Source organism: Paracoccus aminovorans (assembly GCF_900005615.1).
Taxonomy (GTDB): Bacteria; Pseudomonadota; Alphaproteobacteria; order Rhodobacterales; family Rhodobacteraceae; genus Paracoccus; species Paracoccus aminovorans.
Genome location: NZ_LN832562.1, coordinates 124,552 through 145,064 on the forward strand (window position 1 = coordinate 124,552; position 20,513 = coordinate 145,064).

The window sequence follows — 20,513 nt, forward strand, 5'->3', positions numbered from 1 at the left end:
ATATAATGAGTTTTCCTGCGGTATGCCAGGGCACCGCCTTGCCCGGAACCGGCATGGGCTGGCCGCAACGCAAGGACGGGCAAGAAGAAGCCCGGTTCAGGGCCATTGGGTGAATTTGCCGCGGCCGGCGGCCAGTGGCGCGGCTTTGCGACATGATCGCTCTGGAAAGCGGTGCCGTGCTGGCGGCGCCGTCGGTATCATCGACTCGGACAGGAGAACCGGCTGGCCCTGTCCGATCCGCCCGACGCCGTCGGCAATCTCGCCGAGATTCGGCGCATCGCCTGCAGGTGGCCACGATGACAAAAGCTGGCCGCTCCGGCCAACGAGAGTCTTGCCCAGTGGGTGATCATCCCGCCCGGACGCCAAGGCAGAGCGCGCTTTCCCGGGTCGGCAGGCTCTGCGCATCCGCCGCATTTCGTCTGACCGGGCCGCGCAGGGTGTCTCTTGGGGGGCGTGGCGCGATCTTCAAGGTCTGCGGCGCCTTCCGGTGGGGTCGACCTTTCGCCCAATCCGTCCGGGTCGATGCCAAGGGTGCCTCGACGCGCCCAAATCCGCGCGCAGGCGGCGGGTCACGCAAGTCGGCGCGCGGTGCGGGGTCGGTGCTACGGCCATGGACCCTGGGCCGGGGCGCGGACCCGCAGCGGGCAGTTTTCCGAAAATGTCGCCGCAGTAATCCCGATTGTCGCTATTCTCCTTTTTCAAATCGCGCAAACATCGCAATACTGCCAGGGCTTGCGGTTCGGGGTGCGGTCTTGCCGGTCCATTCATCCGTAGGCAGACAAGCCGCGGCCGATGCCGCCGCCTTGGCTGCCGCGGCTGGCTGATGGGAGGCGCGGCGCCGGGACGGACGACCCGGACGAGCAGGCGTTGATGAGGGCGGAGGACAGGGCCACATGCAGTTCCGGCGCGGATCCACGCGCGCAGTCGGCAAGGACGAGCCCGGGGCAGGCCCGGGCTTTCGGCGTCGCTGCGGGACAAGACCATGAACGGGCCGGTTGCCATCGACCGGAATGCCGTCCCGCGGTTCCATGCGCAGCATGCGATCTGCCGGGTGCGGCGGATGGCGATGAACCGTCCTGGCCCGGCTGCCGCCGAAGCGGGCCCCCGGAAAGCGGCCGGCAGGGCCCAAGCCCTTGCCGCAGCACCCGCCGGCCACGCCCGAGAGGTCGGGCGGTGCCTTTCCTTACGAGCTCAATCCTAAAACACCAAGAGGAACAGAAATGGCTTTTCCAGATAAGGCAAGGGTGGTGATCGTCGGCCTTGGCGGTATCGTCGGGGCCTCGGTCGCGCATCACCTCGTCGAGCGGGGCTGGGACAACATCGTCGGCATCGACAAGTCCGGCATCCCGACCGACATCGGCTCGACCGCGCATGCGTCGGACTTCTGCTACGCGACCAGCCACGACCTGCTGACGACCTGGACCACGCTCTACTCGATCGACTTCTTCGAGAAGATGGGCCATTACGCGCGCATCGGCGGCATCGAGGTCGCCCGCGTCGGCGACGACGCCCGCATGAACGAGATCAAGCGCAAGGTCGCCTCGGGCAAGGCATTCGGCACCCGCGCGCGCCTGATGGATACCGCCGAGATCAAGGAGAAATTCCCCCTGATCGAGGAAGACCTGGTGCAGGGCGGTCTTTGGGACCCCGACGCCGGCCTGGTCATTCCGCGCTCGCAGACCGTCGCCGGCAAGCTGGTCGACCAGGCCGTGGCCGCCGGCAAGCTGGAAGCCTATGCCAACACCTCGGCCCTGTCGCTGATCATCGAGAACGGCCGCATCGTCGGTGTCGAGACCACCCGCGGCAAGATCATGGCCGACCATGTCGTCGTCTGCACCGGCCTCTGGGGCCGTCTGATCGCCGAGATGGCGGGCGAGGACCTGCCGGTCTTCCCGGTCGATCACCCGCTGACCTTCTTCGGGCCCTACAATGAATTCGAGAACACCGGCAAGGACATCGGCTTCCCGCTGATGCGCGACCAGGGCAACTCGGCCTATATGCGCGACACGGGCGACCCGAAGACCACCGAGGGCGGCCAGATCGAATGGGGCTATTACGAAGAGCACAACCCGCGCCTGTGCCACCCGCGCGACATCCTGGAAAAGGAATTCGCCCGCCTGTCGCCCTCGCAGCGCGACCTGGAGATGGACGAGGTCATCGAGCCGCTGGAACGGGCGATGGAACTGACGCCGATCCTGGCCGAGCTGGGCTATAACGAAAGCCATTCCTTCAACGGCCTGCTGCAGACCACCACCGACGGCGGCCCCTCGATGGGCGAAAGCCGCAAGGTGCGCGGCCTGTGGTATGCCGTGGGCATCTGGGTCAAGGACGGGCCCGGCATGGGCAAGCTGATCGCCGACTGGATGACCGACGGCCGCACCCATATCGACCACGCCAGCATCGACTATTCGCGCTTCAACGACTTCCAGCTGACCGAGAAGTTCATCGAGGAGCGCTGCACCGAAACGGCCTCCAAGATCTACAACCCCCCGGTCCACCCGCGCGAGCCCTTCGCCGGCGGCCGCGGTGTCCGCCGCTCGCCCTTCTACGAGCGCGAGGTCGAACTGGGCGGCCATTTCATGGAGTTGGGCGGCTGGGAACGCGCGCATGGCTATGCCGCGAACGAGCCCCTGCTGGAGAAATTCGCCGACCGCGTGCCGGTGCGCGAACATGAATGGGACAACCGCCACTTCTGGCGCGTCTCGAATGCCGAGCATCTGCAGCTGAGCGAGGATTGCGGCGTCATCAACCTGTCGCACTTCCACATGACCGACATCGAGGGTCCGGATCACGTCGCCCTGCTGGAATGGCTCTGCGCGGCCAAGATCGGCGGCGACGGCAACATCGGCAAGGGCATCTACACCCACTTCCTCGACGACGAGGGCAATGTCCGCGCCGACTTCACCGTCATCCGCATGGAGGACCGCTGCCGGCTGATCAACGGCGCCGACGCGGGCCCGCGCGACTTCCAATACATGCGCCGCGTGGCGCAGGATCGCGGACTGGACGTCACCATCACCGATGTGACCGAGAAATACATCACCATCGGGATCTGGGGTCCGAACGCCCGCGTCAACCTGCAGAAGGTGGTCGAGGACCCGGACGCGCTGCTGCCCGAGAACTTCCCCTTCGCCGCCATCCGGCCGATCAAGATCGCCGGCAAGTCGGTCGCGGCCTTCCGCATCTCCTATGTGGGCGAGCAGGGCTGGGAACTGCACATGGCCTATGAGGACGGCCTGGCCGTCTGGGACGCGCTGCGCTCGACCGGGGCGACGGCGGTGGGCGTCGAGACCTACGCCAACTCGCGCCGGCTGGAAAAGAGCCTGCGGCTGCAGAACGCCGACCTGCTGACCCACTACAACCTGCTGGAGGCCGACCTGGCCCGCCCGAAGGTCAAGGAGGCGGATTTCCGCGGCAAGGCCAAGCATCTCGAACACCGTGCCCGCGAGCATCAGCCCGCGATGCTGTGCACGCTGGTGATGACCGACAATGTCGACAGCAACGGCATCGCCCGTTACCCGGTCGGCATCCTGCCGGTGATGGACCCCGAGACCGGCGAGACCCTGGTCGACGAGCTGGGCCGCCGCTCCTACACCAGCTCGATCGCCTATGGCCCGACCATCGGCAAGAACATCGCGCTGGCCTATCTGCCCTGGTCGCATTGCCAGGAAGGCCGCAAGTTCAACGTCGAATACATGGGCGAAACCTTCCCGGTCGAAGTGGCGGGGATCGGCTACAAGCCGCTCTACGACCCGCAGAACGCCAAGCCCAAGAGCTGAGGCAGGTCGAACGCAATCGCCGGCGGCAGTCTCTGCCGCCGGCTTCCGCAAGTGCGGGGGCCCGGGCCGGCAGGCTGGCGCGCCCCGGGCTTGCGGCGCCCGCAGCGCGGCCATCCGGCCGGCGGGCCACCGGGCGGAAAATTCCCCGGTTCTCCTTCATTCTGGACAATTCTGCGCCGCAGGTCTCGACAGCACGGCGGCTTGGCGGCTAAGTCTTGCGGCCGATGGCCCCCGCGGTCCGCCCGGACGCGGATCGGGCGGCTTTCGGCGGGGGAGAGATCATGTCGCAAAACAGATGCAAATGCTTCGCGCGCGTTCTGTGGGCCGCCCCTTTTCTGACCATATAATCCCAAGGCCCGGCCGCCCCTGCCGCCGCCCAATCAACGAAAGGACGATCTGATGCTTACGGATGGCGAACTGCTTGCGCATCGCAAGTCTGCGCTCGATGAAACCCGGGGCGGCGTGCCTCCGGTGCCATCGAATCCTTTCTTCGGCGTGGGCCCGATCACCGACGCCACCACGGACGAGGTCGACAGCCGCCTGCGGCGCCAGGAATTCGACCGCTGGATCGAACGCACCTATCGCAAGCGCGACGACCAGGGCAACGACATCGGCGGCTTCACCACGGGCGAGCTGTCGCGCAGCATGCATCGCGGCTATCCGGCCGACGCGATCCTTCTGGACATGATGCGGGCGATCCACCGCTATTTCGAGTTCCCGAAGTCGAACCGCATCGCCGTCGGTCTGGGCGGCGGCCACAGCGGCTATACCGTCTGCGTCCAGCACCTCTTGAACGCCAACGACGCCGGCCAGCGCGTCTATGTCGATACGCCGCGCCCCGAAAGCAGCGACGCCGGCCCCGCCGGCTTCTTCCGCCAGTCCTGGGCCACGCAGCTGATCGAGATGCACCGCTTCGCCGAGAACGGCGACGAAAGCCGCATCCATTTCGCGCAGAAAGAGGGCGCGATCCCCACGGCCAGGGAACTGGCGGAGATGGGGGTTTCGGTCTTCATCGGCGTGGGGCACGAGACGACCGGTGCGAACTCCTATACCGACGCGGAAATCCACGAGCTGCTGGCCTGGCTCGACGCCGACCCGGACAACCGGCACGCGATCTTCGACGCCACCTCGATGCTGGGCGCCATGCCCTGGCCGCCCGAGACCGTCCGCGCCGTCATGGCGAAATGCTGCATGTTCATGCCGTTCCAGAAGGCGGTCGGCGGCGTTTCGGGCTATTTCACCGCATCGTTCACGCCCCAGGCGCTGGCGCTGATCGAACGCAACCAGCAGAACCCCTCCTGGGCGATCCCGCGCCAGCTGAAGATCGCGCCGCCGCTGGACCCGCGCCAGCCCTTCAGCAGCAAGCGCTCCGTCGACCAGGGCCCGTTCTACGACGCGGCCGAGGACCGGATGCTGGGCGGCGTCATCAACACCTACAGCGTTCTGGCCTTTGCCGAGACCACCTTTGGCCTGCTCAAGACCGAAGAGCGCGTCGGCTCGGTGACCGAGCTGAACCGCCGCTCGGCCGCGAACCGCGAACTGGTGAACGAATGGGTCGCCCGCAACCCGCTGCTGGGCCTTGCCGTGGCCGAGGCCGACCGGCGCGGCGCGGCGGTCACGCTGCTGCAGGTGAACGACGGCGCGATCTCGGCGTCGGACCTGCACCCCCGCATCATTGCCCGCTCGAAGCAGCTTCTAGGCTATGAAGGCATCACCCATCCGAACGGCGAACACGAGCCGGGGCTGGACTCGGCCCGCTATGTCAACGCCTTCCCCGGCACGCCCGGCGACTATCGCGCCTGGGTCGGCGGCATCCGCGTGCCCGAGGACGTCACCGCGCTGCTGGAAAACCTGAAATACGCCTATCTGCGCGCCAAGGCCGTGGTGATCGAGGAAGAGCTGGAGCGGCGCGGCGTCAAGGTCGAATATGCCGAAACCGCCGGAGCCGCCGCCGAAGGCACCCGCGAGGGCACCGTCAAGGTACTGATCGCCGATGCCATCGGCCTGCGCTTCGGCGCGGACGGCAAGCTGGACCACAGCGAACTGGCCGCCTATATCGCCGAAAAGGGCGGCGTCTTCCACGAGGCCTCGATCCAGGCCGGTGCGCCCGCCGACGACGGCAAGGTGCATTTCTTCTATCAGCCGCATCTGAGCACCGCCGAGGAACTGCTGGCCGAGGCCGGCGAGGGCCAATACGACGCCGTGATCGCGGCGGCGACCTTCATCCCCGCCGATGCGAAGTTCCGCATGGGCGGCGTGCGCATCGGCGCCGGCACCGGCAATATGGGCTCGGCCTCCTGGGGCGGGCCGAACGGCGAGGGCGGCGAGGCGCCGCTGATGAACACGCCCGGCATCAACAGCCGCGCCACGGCGCAGATGGCGGCCAAGGCGATGCTCAAGGTGTTGCCCGACCTGCCGGTCGATGCGCTGCACGCCCGCACCGCCGCCGGGGATTTCGACACCGGCAAGAACCTGGCCGAATACCCGACCTCGAAACTGGAAGGGAAGCGGATCGCGATCCTGGGCTATGGCAACATCGGCCGGGAGCTGGCGCGCATCGCCAAGGCCTTCCACATGGACGTCGTGGTCTATGCCCGCCCGGGCCACCGCGACAACATCCTGGCCGAGGGCTATGAATATGCCGAATCCCCGGTCGCCGCGGCGCGCGGCGCGGATGCGCTGTCGGTGCATCTGGGCCTGGGCCGGCAGGACCCCGCCACCGGCCGCTATGCCAATGCCGGGCTGGTGGACGATGCGGTGCTGTCGGCGCTGAACGACGGCGCGGTGCTGCTGAACTACGACCGCGGCGAACTGGTCGATGTCGCGGCGCTGGACAAGGCGCTGACCGCGGGCAAGGTGCGCCATGCCGCCATCGACGCCGACATCTTCCAGTCGGCCGAGGGCGTGACCGGTCCGATGAAGCCCTATCTGTCGCTGCTGCCCAAGCACGAGGGCAGGCTGGAGCTGCTGCCGCATGCGGCCGCGGACACCGACCACCCGACCCGGGTCGCCGGTGCCAAGCAGGCGGTGGATCAGCTGCTGGACGCGATCCGCAACCGCGCGGTCACCAACCTCAAGGGCGACCTGCCGGCCGGCTATGTCTCGCGCGGGTCCAAGTCGCCGCTGGGCATCGCGCCGGTGACGCAGGACGACCTGGCCCGGGTGGCCGAGAACGCCAGGCTGCTGGACGAGCTGCGCGCGGCCAGCGAAGCGATCGCGGCGGTGATCGGCGCGCTCGATTCGGTCAGCGACGTGGGTCACCGGGCGCGCATCGTCACCCGCTACCGCGGGTTGCTGGCGGCGAGCATCCTGAAGCAGAAGAACCTGCTGGAAGCCGCCGGGCTGGTCGCACCGGCCGCGCGGGACTGACGAACCGATCCCGGTCCGGGCCAGCGTCCGGGCCGGCCGCTTTCGCCGCGCCTCGGCGGAAGCGGACGCGGCGGCGGTCGGGACGACCGGGATAAGCCGGTTTGGGACGGACGAAACCCGCCGACCCATGCCCACCACCCCGCAGCTTGGCACATCGGCCAGCCGCGACGCCCGGCACCGCATCCGGATCAGCGTGGCGGCCGCCGTTCCCGCCCTGCGGCCAAGCAACCGACGGGCGTTCCATGTGATGGAGGCTGGTGGCCGCTGGTTCGGGATGCGATGGGCGTCACGGGCTCAGAAGCATTGCTCCTGGATGAAATCCTGGCCGATTCATGTCGAGGTGGGAAGCGGCCCGTGACGAAATGGGCCGGTGCGCAATCTTGCGCCAACTCGACCGAAATCTGTGAGCAGTCTGGCAAAAGCCGGGCGGGCACCGGCATCGTCTACAACGGCGCCGCCGAAGTGGCGTGCCGGGCCGGCGCCGGATGCGGACAAATCCGCGATCCCGGCATCGAGATCGTCCGGGAGCCGCCGGGTCGCCTCGTGGCGGGGTTCGGCGCGACCGGACGCGAGCTGCGGGCCAGCCGCCGCACCCTTGGCCTTGTTCGCCCGCCGTCGTCACGGCGGCGGATGGGAAGCAGGTGCCGGGCGTTCTTCGATACCTTCTGGGAACAAGCCTTGGGCACTGTCCACGCTCTGATCTGACAAGGCCCCCTCTCGCCCCGGGATGGCCGGCGCCGCGCCCGCTTCCTGCGTTCGGGCTGCGCCGGATCGCCGCCGCCCGCCACAGCCTTATTGACGATGCGGCAAAACCGGCCTTTCTGGTAACCTGCAAGCCGACTCTCCCGGGCGGACCGGGTCCGAGCCGCATGATCCGCGGGGCCGGCAGACCCCGCCCCCGGCCTGCGCCCCGATCCGGCGGCATGGCCCAACCCGCAAGGAGGCCGCGATGGCAGAGAACGAACCGCAGGACCGCACCATCGCGGCCGCCCATGGCGTCGGCGGGCGCGACCGCTTCGGCGCCATCGTGCCGCCGATCTATCTGAGCACCAGCTACGCCTTTGCCGGCTTCGACCGCACGCATGGCTACGACTATACCCGCGCCGGCAACCCCAGCCGCGACCTTCTGGCCGAGACCCTGGCCGGGCTGGAACATGGTGCCGGGGCGGTGGTGACCTCTTCGGGCATGGCGGCGCTGGACCTGCTGCTGTCGCTGGTGCCGGCCGGTGGGCTGATCGTGGCGCCGCACGACTGCTACGGCGGCACCCAGCGGCTGCTGAACGCCCAGCGCGACCGCGGCGCCTTCCGCCTGGCGCTGGTCGATCCGGCCGACGCGGCCGCCATGGCCGCGGCGCTGGCCGAGCGGCCGGCGCTGCTGCTGATCGAGACGCCCAGCAACCCGCTGATGCGGGTGACCGACATCGCCGCGCTGGCGGCGCAGGCGCATGAGGCGGGGGCGAAGGTCGCGGTGGACAACACCTTCCTGTCGCCCGCCTTGCAGCAGCCCCTGCTGCTGGGGGCGGATTTCGTGGTGCATTCCACCACCAAATACCTGAACGGCCACTCGGACGTGCTGGGCGGCGCCGTCGTCGCCGCGCGGGCCGAGGACGCCGCTGCGCTGACGGAATGGGCGAACATCACCGGCAGCGTCGGTTCGCCCTTCGACGCCTTCCTGACCCTGCGCGGTGTCCGCACGCTGTTTGCCCGCATCGCCCAGCAGCAGGACAATGCCATGGGGGTGGCGCAGTTCCTGCACGACCATCCCGCGGTGGCGGCGGTGCATTACCCGGGCCTGCCCGACGACCCCGGCCATGCGCTGGCCGCCCGCCAGCAGCGCGGGTTCGGCGCCATGCTCAGCTTCGAGCTGCGCGGCGGTCAGCCCGCGGTGCAGCGTTTCGTCGAGGCGGTCCGGGTCTTTACCCTGGCGGATTCGCTGGGCGGCGTCGAAAGCCTGATCGCGCATCCCGCGACCATGACCCATGTCAGCATGGGCGCCGAGGGCCGGCAGCGGGCCGGGATCGGCGACGGGCTGCTGCGGCTGTCGGTCGGGCTCGAGGATCCGCGCGACCTGCTGGACGGTCTGCGCGCGGGCTTTGCCGCGGCGGGCTGACCGGCTGGCGGCGGGCGGCGGCCCGATTGGGGCTTGACCCGCGGCCGCTGCGAGAGGACCTCTGGCGGCAACCACCGCCTGCAGGAAGCCCGATGACCCGTTCCCGTCCCATCATGCTGTCCCCCGGCCATGTCGCCCGGGTCGCCGCGGCCGAGGGGCCGCTGCACGATCCGCGCTGGCGCATGCTTTCGGACCCCGACCTGGACCTTCTGGCCGACCGGCTGACGCGGGACCGGCCGCGGCCGATCGCGGTCTTCGCCTATGGCTCGCTGATCTGGAACCCGGGCTTTGCCGTCGGTGCGCGACGCCGCGCCACGGCGATCGGCTGGCATCGCGACTTCTCAATCTCGCTCGAACATTTCCGCGGCTCGCCCGGGCGGCCCGGGCTGATGCTGGCGCTGGCCTCGGGCGGCCGCTGCGAGGGGGTGGTGCTGGAGGTCGCCGCCGGCACCGAACCCGAATCGCTGCGCGCCATCCTGCGGCGCGAACTGGTCGCGCATGAGCTGGCGGCCAATGCCTGCTGGATCGAGATCGAGACCGACCGCGGCCGCGAGCCGGCGCTGACCTTCTACGCCGATCCGGTGGGCACCGAACTGGCCGAACTGACGGTCGAGGAACAGGCCCGGCGGCTGGCACGGGCCGCGGGGGCCGCGGGTTCGGGCGCGGAATATCTGCTGCGCACGGTCCAGGGCCTGGCGGAATTCGGCATCCACGACGACTATATCTGGACCTTGCAACAGCTCGTGGCCGAAGAGATCGAGGCGGATGGGACCGGGACGTCCTGACCGTCGCGCCGGCGATGGGTGCGCAAACGCGAACAGGCGCCGAAGCGGCCCGGCCTTGGCCCAGTCGGTGCGGCAAGCGGGCCGTGCCGGCAAACCGTTTCCCCGCCGCCGGCCGGCGGTATCCTTCGCTAAGAAGGACTGCGCCACCGCGCCGCTCGGTGGCGGCTGCTGCGGGCCGGGCCGTTCCTGCGCGGTCCTTGGCTGGCTGCGGGACAAGGATCTGAAAGGGGCATCGTCGCCCAGACCGTTCCGGAGCCGATGGAAACCGGGTGCTGCGGTCGGCTTGAGGCGGGCTTTCCGGATTCCTTGCCCGCTCCGTCCGGTCGCGCACCAAGTTTTCGGCAGCCTGCCAGGCCCTATCCCGTCGGCCCGCCCGTTCGTTCGAGCTGCGCCAGATAGTCGTCCGACCAGTCGAACACGTCGTAGCGCCGCAGGACGTCGGCCAGCAACCCGTGCATCTCGCGCCGCTCGTCCAGCGGCATCGACACGGCGCGGGCGATGGCGTTGGCGATCATCTCCTCGTCATAGGGATTGACCAGCACCGCGCCTTCGCCCAGTTCGGCGGCGGCGCCCGCAAAGCGCGACAGCACCAGCACGCCCGGGTCCTCGGGGTCCTGCGCCGCGACATATTCCTTGGCGACCAGGTTCATGCCGTCGCGCATCGGCGTGACCAGCGCCAGCCGCGCCATGCGATAGAGCGCCGCCAGGATCTGCTGCGAAAACGCCCGGTTCACATAGCGCACCGGCGACCAGTCCAGACGCCCCAGCTGGCCGTTGATATTGCCGGCAAGCTCGGCGACCTCGCGCCCCAGCGCCTCGTATTCGGCGACGCCGGCGCGGGACTGCGGCGTCACCTGCAGATAGGTGGTGCGCCCCAGCCAGGCCGGGTTCCCTTCGAGGAAGCGGCGATAGGCGGCCATGCGCTGCGGCAGGCCCTTGGTATAGTCCAGCCGGTCCACGCCCACGATCAGGGTCCGGCCTTCGAGCGAGTCGCGGAACTTGCGCATGGCGACGTTGCGCACCGCGTTGCGGGCGGTGCGGGCAAAGCCCTCGGCGTCGATGCTGATCGGGAAATGACCCAGCCGGAAGCGCCGCCCGCCCGCTTCGTGCAGTCCCTCGCCGCCGGGGACGGGGCGCGCGATGCCGCTGCGGCGCAGGCACAGGCTGAAGTTCTCGACATCCGCCTCGGTCTGGAAGCCCAGCAGGTCGTAGGCGGTCATCTCGTGCAGCAGCTGCTCGCCCACCGGCAGCGTCAGATAGACGTCGGGTGCCGGCCAGGGGATGTGCATGAAGAAGCCGATGCGGTTCTTCAGCCCCATGCGCCGCAGCTCGGCCGCCAGCGGGATCATGTGATAGTCGTGGATCCAGATCAGGTCGTCCGGCCGCACCAGCGGCGCCAGACGCTCGGCGAAGAAGCGGTTGACCCGGAAATAGCCGGCGGCGTCGCGGCGGCTGTAGTCGGTCAGATCGATGCGGTAATGGCACAGCGGCCAGAGCACGCTGTTGGCGAGGCCCTGGTAGTATTCCGCCAGGTCGCGCTGCATGAGATCGGTCAGCGCATAGGTGATCGGGCCCTCTTCGCGCCGGATCAGCGGGCCGGGCTCGCGGTCGCCCGAGGAATTCCCCGACCAGCCCATCCAGACGCCGCCGCGGTCGCGCAGCGCGGCATGGACCGCCACCGCAAGCCCGCCCTGCGGCGGGCGGTCGGGCGAGGGCACCCGGTTCGACACCACGATGAGCCGGCTCACAGCACGTCCTCCCACCGCCGCGACAGCGCCATGGCGGTGTTGATCAGCCCGACCATGGAATAGGTCTGCGGAAAATTGCCCCACAGCTCGCCGCTTTCGACATGCACCCCCTCGGAGAGCAGGCCCAGGTGGTTGCGGCGCGACAGGATGTCGTCGAAGATGCCGCGCGCCTCGTCGCCGCGGCCGGTGCGGACCAGCGCGTCGATCAGCCAGAAGGTGCAGGCGGTGAAGGCGGTTTCCGGGGCGCCGAAATCGTCGGGGCGGCGATAGCGGTAAAGATGGTTGCCGAAGCGCAGGTCGGCTTCGCAAGCGGCGACGGTGGCCAGGAAACGCGGGTCCTCGGCGGCGATGAAGCCGGTCTGCGCCATCAGAAGCAGGCTCGCGTCGACCTCGTCGCCGCCGAACGTGGCGACGAAGCAGCCGCGGTCGTGGTTCCAGCCCTGCTCCAGGATCGCGGAGCGGATCCGCTCGGCGCTGGCCCGCCAGCGCGCCTCGTCCGGGGTCAGCCCCAGCTTGCGGGCGATGCGCGCCAGCCGGTCGCAGGCCGCCCAGCACATCAGCGCGGAATGGGTATGGATCTCGGCCCGGGTGCGGAACTCCCACAGCCCGGCATCGGGCTGGTTCCAGCGGGCCTCGGCCTCGGCCCCCAGCCGTTCCAGGCGGCGGAACAGTCCCTCGTCGCCCATGTCCGGCAGCCGCTCGTCGAAGAAGCACTGGATCGCGGCCAAGATCACCGAGCCGTAGCCGTCGTTCTGCACCTGCGTCCAGGCGGCGTTGCCGCGCCGCACCGGGCCGAGGCCGCGATAGCCGGGCAGGCCCGGCACGATATGCTCGTCCAGGCTGCGTTCCAGCCCCAGCCCGAACAGCGGCTGCATATAGCCGCTCTCCGAACCCGCCGCCAGGTTCGAGACATAGACCAGATAGTTCTCCATCGTCCGGGTCGCGTTCAGGCTGTTGAGCGCCTGCACGGTGAAATAGGAATCCCGCAGCCAGCAGCAGCGATAGTCCCAGGTCCGGCCGCTGGCGCCGTATTCCGGGATCGAGGTGGTCAGCGCCGCGACGATGGCCCCGGTTTCCTCGTTCGAGCACAGTTTCAGCGTGATCGCGGCCCGGATCACCACCTCCTGGAAATCGGCCGGCAGCGCCAGGCTGCGCACCCAATCCAGCCAATAGCGCCTTGTGTCGCGCAGGAATCTGCGCGCGATGGCCATGGGGTGGTCCGACAGGCTTTCGTCGGGCCCCAGGATGAAGGCCAGCGGATGCTCCAGCAGGAAGGGCGTTTCGGACAGCACGTATTCCACCGGCGCGTCGGTGGTCAGCCGCATCAACTGCGGACCCAGCACATAGCGGACATGATTGGTCCCGCGCGTCACCTCGGGCCGCTGCAGCCCGTAGTCGAAGCGCGGCCGCAACGACACGGTCAGCCGCGGCGTCCCCGACAGCGGCTCGACGATGCGCACCACGGAATGGCCGCGAAAGATGCGGCCCGCCATGACAAAGCGCGGGGCGAAGTCGATGATCCGCGCCCGGTTGCCCTCGTCGTCGGTCAGGATGGTTTCCAGCACGGCGGTGTTGCGCTGGTAGCTCTGGCTGCTGTCGCGCTGCCCGGACAGCCGGAACCGCCAGCAGCCGTCGCCATCGCCCTCGCCCTCGCCGGCGCCCAGAAGGCCGCAGAAGACCGGGTCGCCGTCCATGCGCGGCGCGCACATCCAGTCCAGCCCGCCCTGGTCGTCGATCAGCGCGGCAAGGCCGGCATTGCCGATGATGCCACGGTCAAGGTTCGGTGTCGCGGCGGGTGCCTGCGCTGTCATCCGGTCATTCCTCTCAGCCAGGACCGGAAGGCCCCGGGCGTTTCAATTCCCGTCGAGGCCGCGCTGCGGGCCAGCGCCTCTTCGGGGCCGACGCGCACGGACAGCCCGCCCAAGGCGTTGACGGCCCGGAACATCGCCTCGTCGGTCAGATCGTCCCCCGCAGCGACGGGGTAGCGGCCCTGAAACGGCGCAGAGCCCATAAGGTTCCTGACGATCATGCCCTTATCCTGGCCGGCCGGGCCCAGTTCGACCACGCATTTGCCGTCGCGCAGGCGATGGCCGGTCCCGGCCAGAGCCAGGGCCTCGGCCATGATCCGGGCCACGGCGTCGCGCTGTTCCGGGGCTTGACGGTAATGCAGCGCGAAGGCGCGGCCCTTGTCCTCGAACAGCACCCCCGGCAGTGGCAGCGCCCGGTCCCGGGCCAGGTCCTGCGCTGCGCGGAACGCCGCCGCATCGCCCGTGCCCGGCGGCGGCGGCAACAAGTGTCCGGCCAGGCTGGGCGACGGGCGCAGCTCGGCCCCGTGCAGCCCGGCGACGGTGAAGCGCTGTTCGGGGAAAAGCTCGTCCACGAACTCGACCGCACGCCCGGTGACCAGCGCCAGCGCGCCCGAGACCATGCGTTCGAGCCGGACCAGCATCCCGGCCAGCCCGCCTTCGGGGCTGACCGCGTCGGGCCGCGCGGCAAGGTCGAGCAGCGTGCCGTCGAGGTCGAGAAAGAAGGCCCAGGTGGCGGGCGCGGGCAGGGGGGGCGGGGCGTCTCCGGCGCCGCGGAAGGGCGGGCGGGGGGCCATGTCATGCGAAGCGCAGGGCGACGGGCCGCCATCGGCCTGCAAGGCCGTGTTTCGGTCGTTTGTCGTCATGGGGCGGAACTTAGGGAGGAATGCCGCCGGATGCAAACCCCGCGGTTCACTCGGGCGCCGAGAAGCAGGGCGATCCGGTTCGTCCTGCGGCGGGCCGTCGCGCGTGCAATGAAGGCCACGCATCGTTTTTGACAACAGCAATTCCCTTCGCGACCAGCGGCGATCCAGCAGCATCTCTGCATGGGCGGTGCGCAGCGTGACGCCCGACAACGCCGGGACGAGGCGGTGTCGAAACGCGGTCAGGCGGCCACAGAACATCTTGGCGCCGAATTAACCTGCGACAGCTCCACTCAGGTTTTCCGGAGCGTCGTTCGGCGGAAATGCCTTTCGTCAGGCCTGAGGATTCCGAGGTTTGACTCCGCCTTGGCCGTTTTCCTGCAGGCCTCGACCGGACGGCCCGGCATCCGAACGCGTGCAAGCTTTCTGACCGCTGGCGCGCCCGGAATGTTCTGCGGCGAGGTGGGCCGTCGCAGGCTCAAGGACGCGCCCATACGGACCGGGGGCGTTCGGCAAAGGGCTGCTTGGTCCACCGTCCGCCAGGAGGGAGTGAATGCTGGCTATCGGGCCGCTCCCATGCGGTTTCGGACGTTCAAAACGCGGCGCGCGCCAAGCACCCATGGCGAACTGGTCGCGGGCCGCAAACCGTTCCCGCAGGTTGCGGCTAGCCTGCCCGAAGCCGCGGATCGCCAGATGGATCGGCTTGGCCGCAGCCTCGTCCGCTGGGAACGAGCCGTGCGTCTTGACGGACGGAACCCGCGGCTCAGGCTGTCGATGGCGTCGGTCGTATGGACCGGCTTGCGCTTCCGAGGCGTTTCGACCTCCTCCCTCAGGCTCGATACCCTGCTTTGCGCAAGCCCTTTTTCAGGGCATCCCAGGACGCGATGGTGTTGCAGATGGATGCCGGGCCCGGGACACGCATCATCGGGGCCGATCGCCGGTCCGGCCTGCGGACCGGCGCAAGGGGCGCGCGGGAACCGGGACCAGCTATTGGGCCAGAAAGCCGCCGTCGATCACCAGCTCGGTGCCGGTGATGTAGGAAGCCTCGTCCGAGGCCAGGAACAGCGCGGCATTCGCGATCTCGTCCTCGCGCGCGAACCGACCCATCGGATAGAGGTCCAGCAGCCGCTCGCGCGTCCCCGGCGTTTGCTCGAACAGCCGCGCCACCAGGGGCGTTTCGCAGTGGCCGGGGCAGAGCACATTCACCCGGATCGGCAGCCGGGCGTATTTCAGTGCCACGTTGCGCGAAAACGACAGCAGCGCGGATTTCGATGCCGCATAGGCGCAGCTCAGCGACCGCCCGGTGAAGCTGGTGATCGAGCCGAACAGCACCACCGCGCCGCCGCCGGCCCGCTCGATTTCCGGCAGGGCGTGCTTGCAGGTCAGGAACACGCCCTTGAGGTTGATGTCCATCAGCCGGTCCCAGTCCGCCTCGGCCATCGAGACCGGGTCGCCGTTGATGGTGATGCCCGCCGCCGCGACCACGGTGTCCAGCCGGCCGAAGCGCGCCACCGTCCCGGCCACCGCGGCGGCGAGGCTGTCGCTTTGCGTGACATCGGCCTGAAGCGCGATGGCGCTGCCGCCGGCGCCGGCGATTTCCGCCGCCACCCGCTGCGCCGCCGCCAGGTCCAGGTCGGCCAGCGCCACGCTGGCGCCTTCGCGCGCCATGCGCCGCGCCGTGGCTGCACCAAGCCCCGAGGCCCCGCCGGTCAGAAATACGGTCTTTCCCGTCATGCGCATCCCGTCACCCCGCCACCGTCAGGTCGATTTCGTCCAGGTCGAAAAGCACGCGCCCCTCCTTGCCGCCGGCCATGCGGATCACCTCTCCAGTGACATGGCCGCTGAGCCGGTTCGAGGCGAGGAAGGTCGCCATGGCGGCGATGTCCTCGGGCTGCCCGAACCGGCGCAGCGAGGCGGTCTGAAGCACCCGGCGCATCGCCTCGGCATCCTGCAGCTTGTTCCGGATCATCGGCGTGACCACGAAGCCCGGCGCGATGGCGTTGACGCGGCCGCGCGGGGCGATGCGCACGATCTCGTCCTTGAGCGTGGGCGTCAGGCCCTGCACCATTGCGGCCTTGGCGGCGGCATAGTCGGCATGGCCGGGCTGGCCCCAGACCCCGGACATCGACCCGATCAGCACCACCGACGGGTCGGAGACGCCCGAAACCTCGAGCCCCTGCAAAAACCGCCGCAGCGTCAGGAACGAGGCCGTCAGGTTGGCGGTCAGCGTGCCGTTCCATTGCTCCAGCGTCATCCGGGCCATCGGCACCGGGGTTTCGACCAGCATTCCGGCGTTGCAGATCAGCACGTCGGCCGGGCCGAGGTCGCGCTCCATGCGGTCGAACATGGTCTCGACGTCCTCGGGCCGGGTCAGGTCGGCCTGGACCGGGTAGCAGCCGGCTTTCTGGAAGACCGGCTCGGCGGCCAGCGCCTCGACGCTGTCGCGCGAGCGGTTGTAGTGCAGCGCCACCCTCGCACCGCCTTCGGCCAGCATCCGGGCCGTGGCGGCGCCGATGGCGCCCGAAGCGCCGGTGACCAGCGCGGTCCGGCCGGAAAGACAAGGATCCATGACAATTCCTCCGTTCAGATCAGTTCCTGCGCCGGACTTCCAGCGCGTCGGCCAGGCGCATCGCTTTCAGCGCCAGGTTCAGACCCGCCATCTTGAACGGGCGCAACGAGAAGCCCTTCAGCGCCGTGGTTGGAAAGGTCAGCGCCTCGGGGGCGGTGCCGAGCACGCGCTCGGCCATGACCCGGCCCATCAGATGCGACATGGCCACACCGCGGCCGTTGTAGCCCAGGCCGATCAGCACGCCCTTTTCCGGCTCGTGAAGGTGGGGCAGGTGGTCCTCGGTCAGCGCGATGCGGCCGCCCCAGCGATAGGTCCATTCCACCCCGCGCAATTGCGGATAGACGCGTTCCGCATCCTTGCGCAGCCAGTCGAAGCCGTCGATGCCGCCGTCCGGGCGCATCCGGCCCAGCCCGCCATAGACCATGCGGTTGTCCGGTTCGCGGCGGGCGAACATGATGACGCGGCGGGTGTCGGATATGGTCTGGCCGCCGGGCAGGATGTCGCCCACGACCGAGGCGTCCAGCGGCCGGGTGGCGATCTGGATCGGGGCCAGCGGGATGATGCTGCGCGCGAGGCCCGGGTAGAAGCCGCCGGTATAGCCGTTGGTCGCGATCAGGATCCATCCGGCCCGGACCGTGCCCGAGGACGTGGTCACGACCCATTTCGTCCCGTCGCGCCGATGCGCCAGGGCCGGGCTGCGCCCGAAGATGCGCACGCCCAGCCGCTGGCAATGGGCGGCCAGCCCCTGCGCCAGCCGCAGCGGATGCACCGCCCCGCCGCGCGGGGTCAGGACGCCGCTGGCATAGGCCCGGCTGCCCGACATGGCGCGGACCTCGTCGCCGTGCAGCACCTCCATGCCCGCCCCGAAGGCGTTCCAGCTTTTCACGTCGCTTTCCGCGCGGCGCAGCGCGGCCTCGTTGTGATTGACCTTCAGCCAGCCGTTCTGCCGCGCCCCGCAGTCGATCCCATAGGCGCGGATCATCGCGAAAAGCTCGTCGGCCGAGTTCAGCGAGGCCTGGGTCAGCCGCTCGAAATAGCGGGTGCCCAGCATCCCCCGCAACCGCTCGGGCGAATTGAAGGGCAGCATCGGGTTGACCTGGCCGCCGTTGCGGCCCGAGGCGCCCCAGCCGGTATCGCCTGCATCCAGAACCGCGACCGAAGCGCCCGCCTCGGCCAGGACCGAGGCCGCGCGCATCCCGGTGAAGCCGCCCCCGACCACGACCACGTCGCATTGCAGCGATTCGGCCAGCGGTCCGCTTTCGGGCCAGGGCGGGGCGGTATCGCTCCACAGGGATTGCGGAGACGACAGGGTGGCAATGGGATCGGCTGGCATGTATCTACCGCATTATGGAACTTTCATTCTATAATGCGGATCACATGGCTTTGCGTCAATCGGATTATGCGCCGCCCCCCAGCGCCACCCCCGCCGAGATCCGCCCGGCGGCGGCTTGCAGTTCGGGCGCAAGCGCGATGAGCTCCTCGGGCTTGGCCATCACCGTCAGGGTCCAGAGCGACAGCGCCGCGATCACTTGGTCCTGTTCGTTGCGGATCGGGGCCGAGATGCCCATGACCTGAAGAAATTCCTCGCTGATGGCGCTGGCATAGCCCTGGGCCCGGATCTGCTCCAACTCGCGCTCCAGCGCGGCGGCGTCGGTGCGGGTGAACTCGGTGAACCGCTCAAGGTCTTTGCCCAGCAGGATCTTCTGGCGGTTCGCGCTGGACATATGGGTCAGGAACAGCTTGCCCGCCGCGGTGCAATGCAGCGGCGCGCGGTCGCCGGGATGGGCGGCATAACGCACCGGCACGTGATCCGAGGTGCGCAGGTAAAGCACCGCGTCCTCGTCGAGGATCGACAGGGCGACGTTCATGCCGGTGCGCTCGCGCAACTGGCCCATCGGCTCGACGGCGGCATCCTGCAAATCGGCCCGCCGCCAGACCGCGCGCGTCCATTCCTGCAAGCGCGGGCCGCATTTGTAGACGCGGTTCTCGGTGTCATAGGCCACCAGCCGTTCCCCCTGCAGCACGGCAAGCAGCCGGTGGCACGAGCTTTTCACGAAGCCGGTCCCGGAGACGATCTCGGAAAAGCCCATAGGCCTCCTCGCCTTGGTCAACAGGTCGATGATTTGCGCGCATTTGGTCACGATCGAGCTTTCCGCGGTGCGGCTCATGGGGCCCTCCCTTCGCTATTGCATTACGGAACCCATAACCCTCATTCCGGGGCGATAGAAGCCGTTCCGAAACCCAGCCCCCCGGCGACCGGCAAGAAAAGCGTTGACGGCGGCCATCGACGGAAATAACCTCTTAATAAGGAACTAATGTTCCGTAATACGATAGTAAACTGGCTGTCGACCACCAAAGTGTCCGCCTTCAGAGACGCAGCGCCAGCCCGCCAACAGGAGAGAGTTAGGAGATGACAAGACTAATCGCGATTCTCGCTGCCGGTTCTGCCCTGACGCTGGCCGGCCCCGCTGCCCAGGCCGCCGACGGGCCGGCGGAAATCAACGTGGCCTATTTCCTGGAATGGCCGCTGCCGATGCTGGCCGCCAAGGCCGACGGCGGTTTCGAAAAGGCGCTCGGCGCCAAGGTGAACTGGGTCAGCTTCGAGACCGGCACCGCGATGAGCGCCGCGCTGGCTTCGGGCGACGTGCAGCTGGCCGTCAGCCAGGGCCTGCCGCCCTTTGTCGTGGCGGCCTCGGCCGGCCAGCCGATCCAGGTGATCGACATCGCCGTCAGCTATTCCGAGAACGACAATTGCGTCGTCTCGAACAACCTCGAGATCGACAAGACCAACGCCGGGGAACTGGCGGGCAAGCGGGTGGCGGTGCCGGTGGGGACCGCGGCCCATTACGGCTTCCTGCGGCAGATGCAGCATTTCGGCGTGGACCCCTCGGCGATGGCCGTCGTGGACATGGCCCCGCCCGAGGGCGCCGCCGCGCTGGCGCAGGGCGCGGTGGACATGGCCTGCGGCTATGGCGGCGGCCTGACCCGGATGAAGGAGCACGGCCACGTTCTGCTGACCGGCAAGGAGAAGGAGGACCTGGGCATCCTCGTCTTCGACGTCGTCTCGACCCCGTCCCAATTCGCCGCCGAATATCCCGATCTGCTTGCCGCCTTCATCAAGGTCACCGAGGAAGAGAACGCCAAATGGCGCTCGGGCGAGGGTGGGGACGCCATGCTGGAGGTGCTGGCCAAGGAAGCCGGGATGGACTTGGAACCGGCCCGCGCCGCGATCTCGACGATGGAATTCCCGACGCTCGATGAAAAGCTGTCCGAGAAATGGCTGGGCGGCGGGGTGCAGACCTTCATGAAGGGCGTCGCCGATACCTTCGCGGCGGCGGGCAGCATCGGGGCCGCGATGGACAGCTACGACGGCGCCGTCAACGCCGAACCGATGCGCATCGCCAACGGCGCGCAATAAGATCGCCGTCGCGCCCCGCCGCCACTGCGGGGCGCGATGCCAGGCCATTCTTATCCGAACGGGGAAA

Annotated in this window: 13 protein-coding genes; 6 read left to right on the forward strand and 7 right to left on the reverse strand. The window is 68.9% G+C overall.

What is annotated here, in order from left to right:
- The first annotated feature begins 1,220 nt into the window (after nt 1-1,220).
- From JCM7685_RS16745 to JCM7685_RS16765, 5 genes are all read left to right on the forward strand, one after another.
- The gene (locus JCM7685_RS16745) at nt 1,221-3,779 is read left to right on the forward strand and encodes a GcvT family protein (protein ID WP_074969991.1); all 2,559 of its coding nucleotides are present in this window, start codon (nt 1,221-1,223) and stop codon (nt 3,777-3,779) included.
- A 399-nt stretch (nt 3,780-4,178) separates the two neighbouring features.
- Complete coding sequence (locus JCM7685_RS16750; RefSeq protein WP_074969993.1) at nt 4,179-7,148, forward strand: NAD(P)-dependent oxidoreductase; 2,970 nt, start codon at nt 4,179-4,181, stop codon at nt 7,146-7,148.
- Between the two features lie 354 nt (nt 7,149-7,502).
- Nucleotides 7,503-7,853: a hypothetical protein gene (locus JCM7685_RS16755; protein WP_145981083.1), complete on the forward strand. Its 351-nt coding sequence runs from the start codon at nt 7,503-7,505 to the stop codon at nt 7,851-7,853.
- A gap of 244 nt (nt 7,854-8,097) precedes the next feature.
- Entirely contained in the window at nt 8,098-9,258 is a 1,161-nt protein-coding gene (gene metB / locus JCM7685_RS16760) for a cystathionine gamma-synthase (protein ID WP_074969995.1), read from the forward strand.
- Nucleotides 9,259-9,350: 92 nt separating this feature from the next.
- Nucleotides 9,351-10,043 (forward strand): gamma-glutamylcyclotransferase, encoded by a 693-nt coding sequence (locus tag JCM7685_RS16765; protein ID WP_074969997.1) that lies wholly within the window; start codon nt 9,351-9,353, stop codon nt 10,041-10,043.
- A 356-nt stretch (nt 10,044-10,399) separates the two neighbouring features.
- Here the strand turns inward: JCM7685_RS16765 and JCM7685_RS16770 are convergent, their stop codons facing one another.
- The 7 genes from JCM7685_RS16770 to JCM7685_RS16800 all read right to left on the reverse strand — a co-directional run bounded on the left by JCM7685_RS16770 (nt 10,400) and on the right by JCM7685_RS16800 (nt 19,196).
- The gene (locus tag JCM7685_RS16770) at nt 10,400-11,791 is read right to left on the reverse strand and encodes an alpha,alpha-trehalose-phosphate synthase (UDP-forming) (protein WP_074969999.1); all 1,392 of its coding nucleotides are present in this window, start codon (nt 11,789-11,791) and stop codon (nt 10,400-10,402) included.
- On the reverse strand, nt 11,788-13,602 hold the full coding sequence (locus tag JCM7685_RS16775; RefSeq protein ID WP_074970001.1) for a glycoside hydrolase family 15 protein: 1,815 nt from the start codon (nt 13,600-13,602) through the stop codon (nt 11,788-11,790). The genes JCM7685_RS16770 and JCM7685_RS16775 overlap by 4 nt, the downstream gene beginning before the upstream one ends.
- The gene (gene otsB / locus JCM7685_RS16780) at nt 13,599-14,462 is read right to left on the reverse strand and encodes a trehalose-phosphatase (protein WP_170848964.1); all 864 of its coding nucleotides are present in this window, start codon (nt 14,460-14,462) and stop codon (nt 13,599-13,601) included. The genes JCM7685_RS16775 and otsB overlap by 4 nt, the downstream gene beginning before the upstream one ends.
- A gap of 984 nt (nt 14,463-15,446) precedes the next feature.
- The gene (locus JCM7685_RS16785) at nt 15,447-16,193 is read right to left on the reverse strand and encodes an SDR family NAD(P)-dependent oxidoreductase (protein ID WP_170848965.1); all 747 of its coding nucleotides are present in this window, start codon (nt 16,191-16,193) and stop codon (nt 15,447-15,449) included.
- A 10-nt stretch (nt 16,194-16,203) separates the two neighbouring features.
- Nucleotides 16,204-17,028 (reverse strand): SDR family NAD(P)-dependent oxidoreductase, encoded by an 825-nt coding sequence (locus JCM7685_RS16790; protein WP_074970007.1) that lies wholly within the window; start codon nt 17,026-17,028, stop codon nt 16,204-16,206.
- A gap of 19 nt (nt 17,029-17,047) precedes the next feature.
- Complete coding sequence (locus JCM7685_RS16795; RefSeq protein WP_074970009.1) at nt 17,048-18,361, reverse strand: NAD(P)/FAD-dependent oxidoreductase; 1,314 nt, start codon at nt 18,359-18,361, stop codon at nt 17,048-17,050.
- Between the two features lie 64 nt (nt 18,362-18,425).
- A complete protein-coding gene (locus tag JCM7685_RS16800) occupies nt 18,426-19,196 on the reverse strand; it encodes an IclR family transcriptional regulator (protein ID WP_074970011.1) in 771 nt (256 codons plus the stop codon).
- Nucleotides 19,197-19,438: 242 nt separating this feature from the next.
- Between JCM7685_RS16800 and JCM7685_RS16805 the strand changes: the two genes are divergently transcribed.
- Nucleotides 19,439-20,446 carry a taurine ABC transporter substrate-binding protein gene (locus tag JCM7685_RS16805; RefSeq protein ID WP_074970012.1) on the forward strand — a complete coding sequence of 336 codons (1,008 nt, stop codon included), beginning with the start codon at nt 19,439-19,441 and terminating at the stop codon, nt 20,444-20,446.
- Nucleotides 20,447-20,513 lie beyond the last annotated feature (67 nt).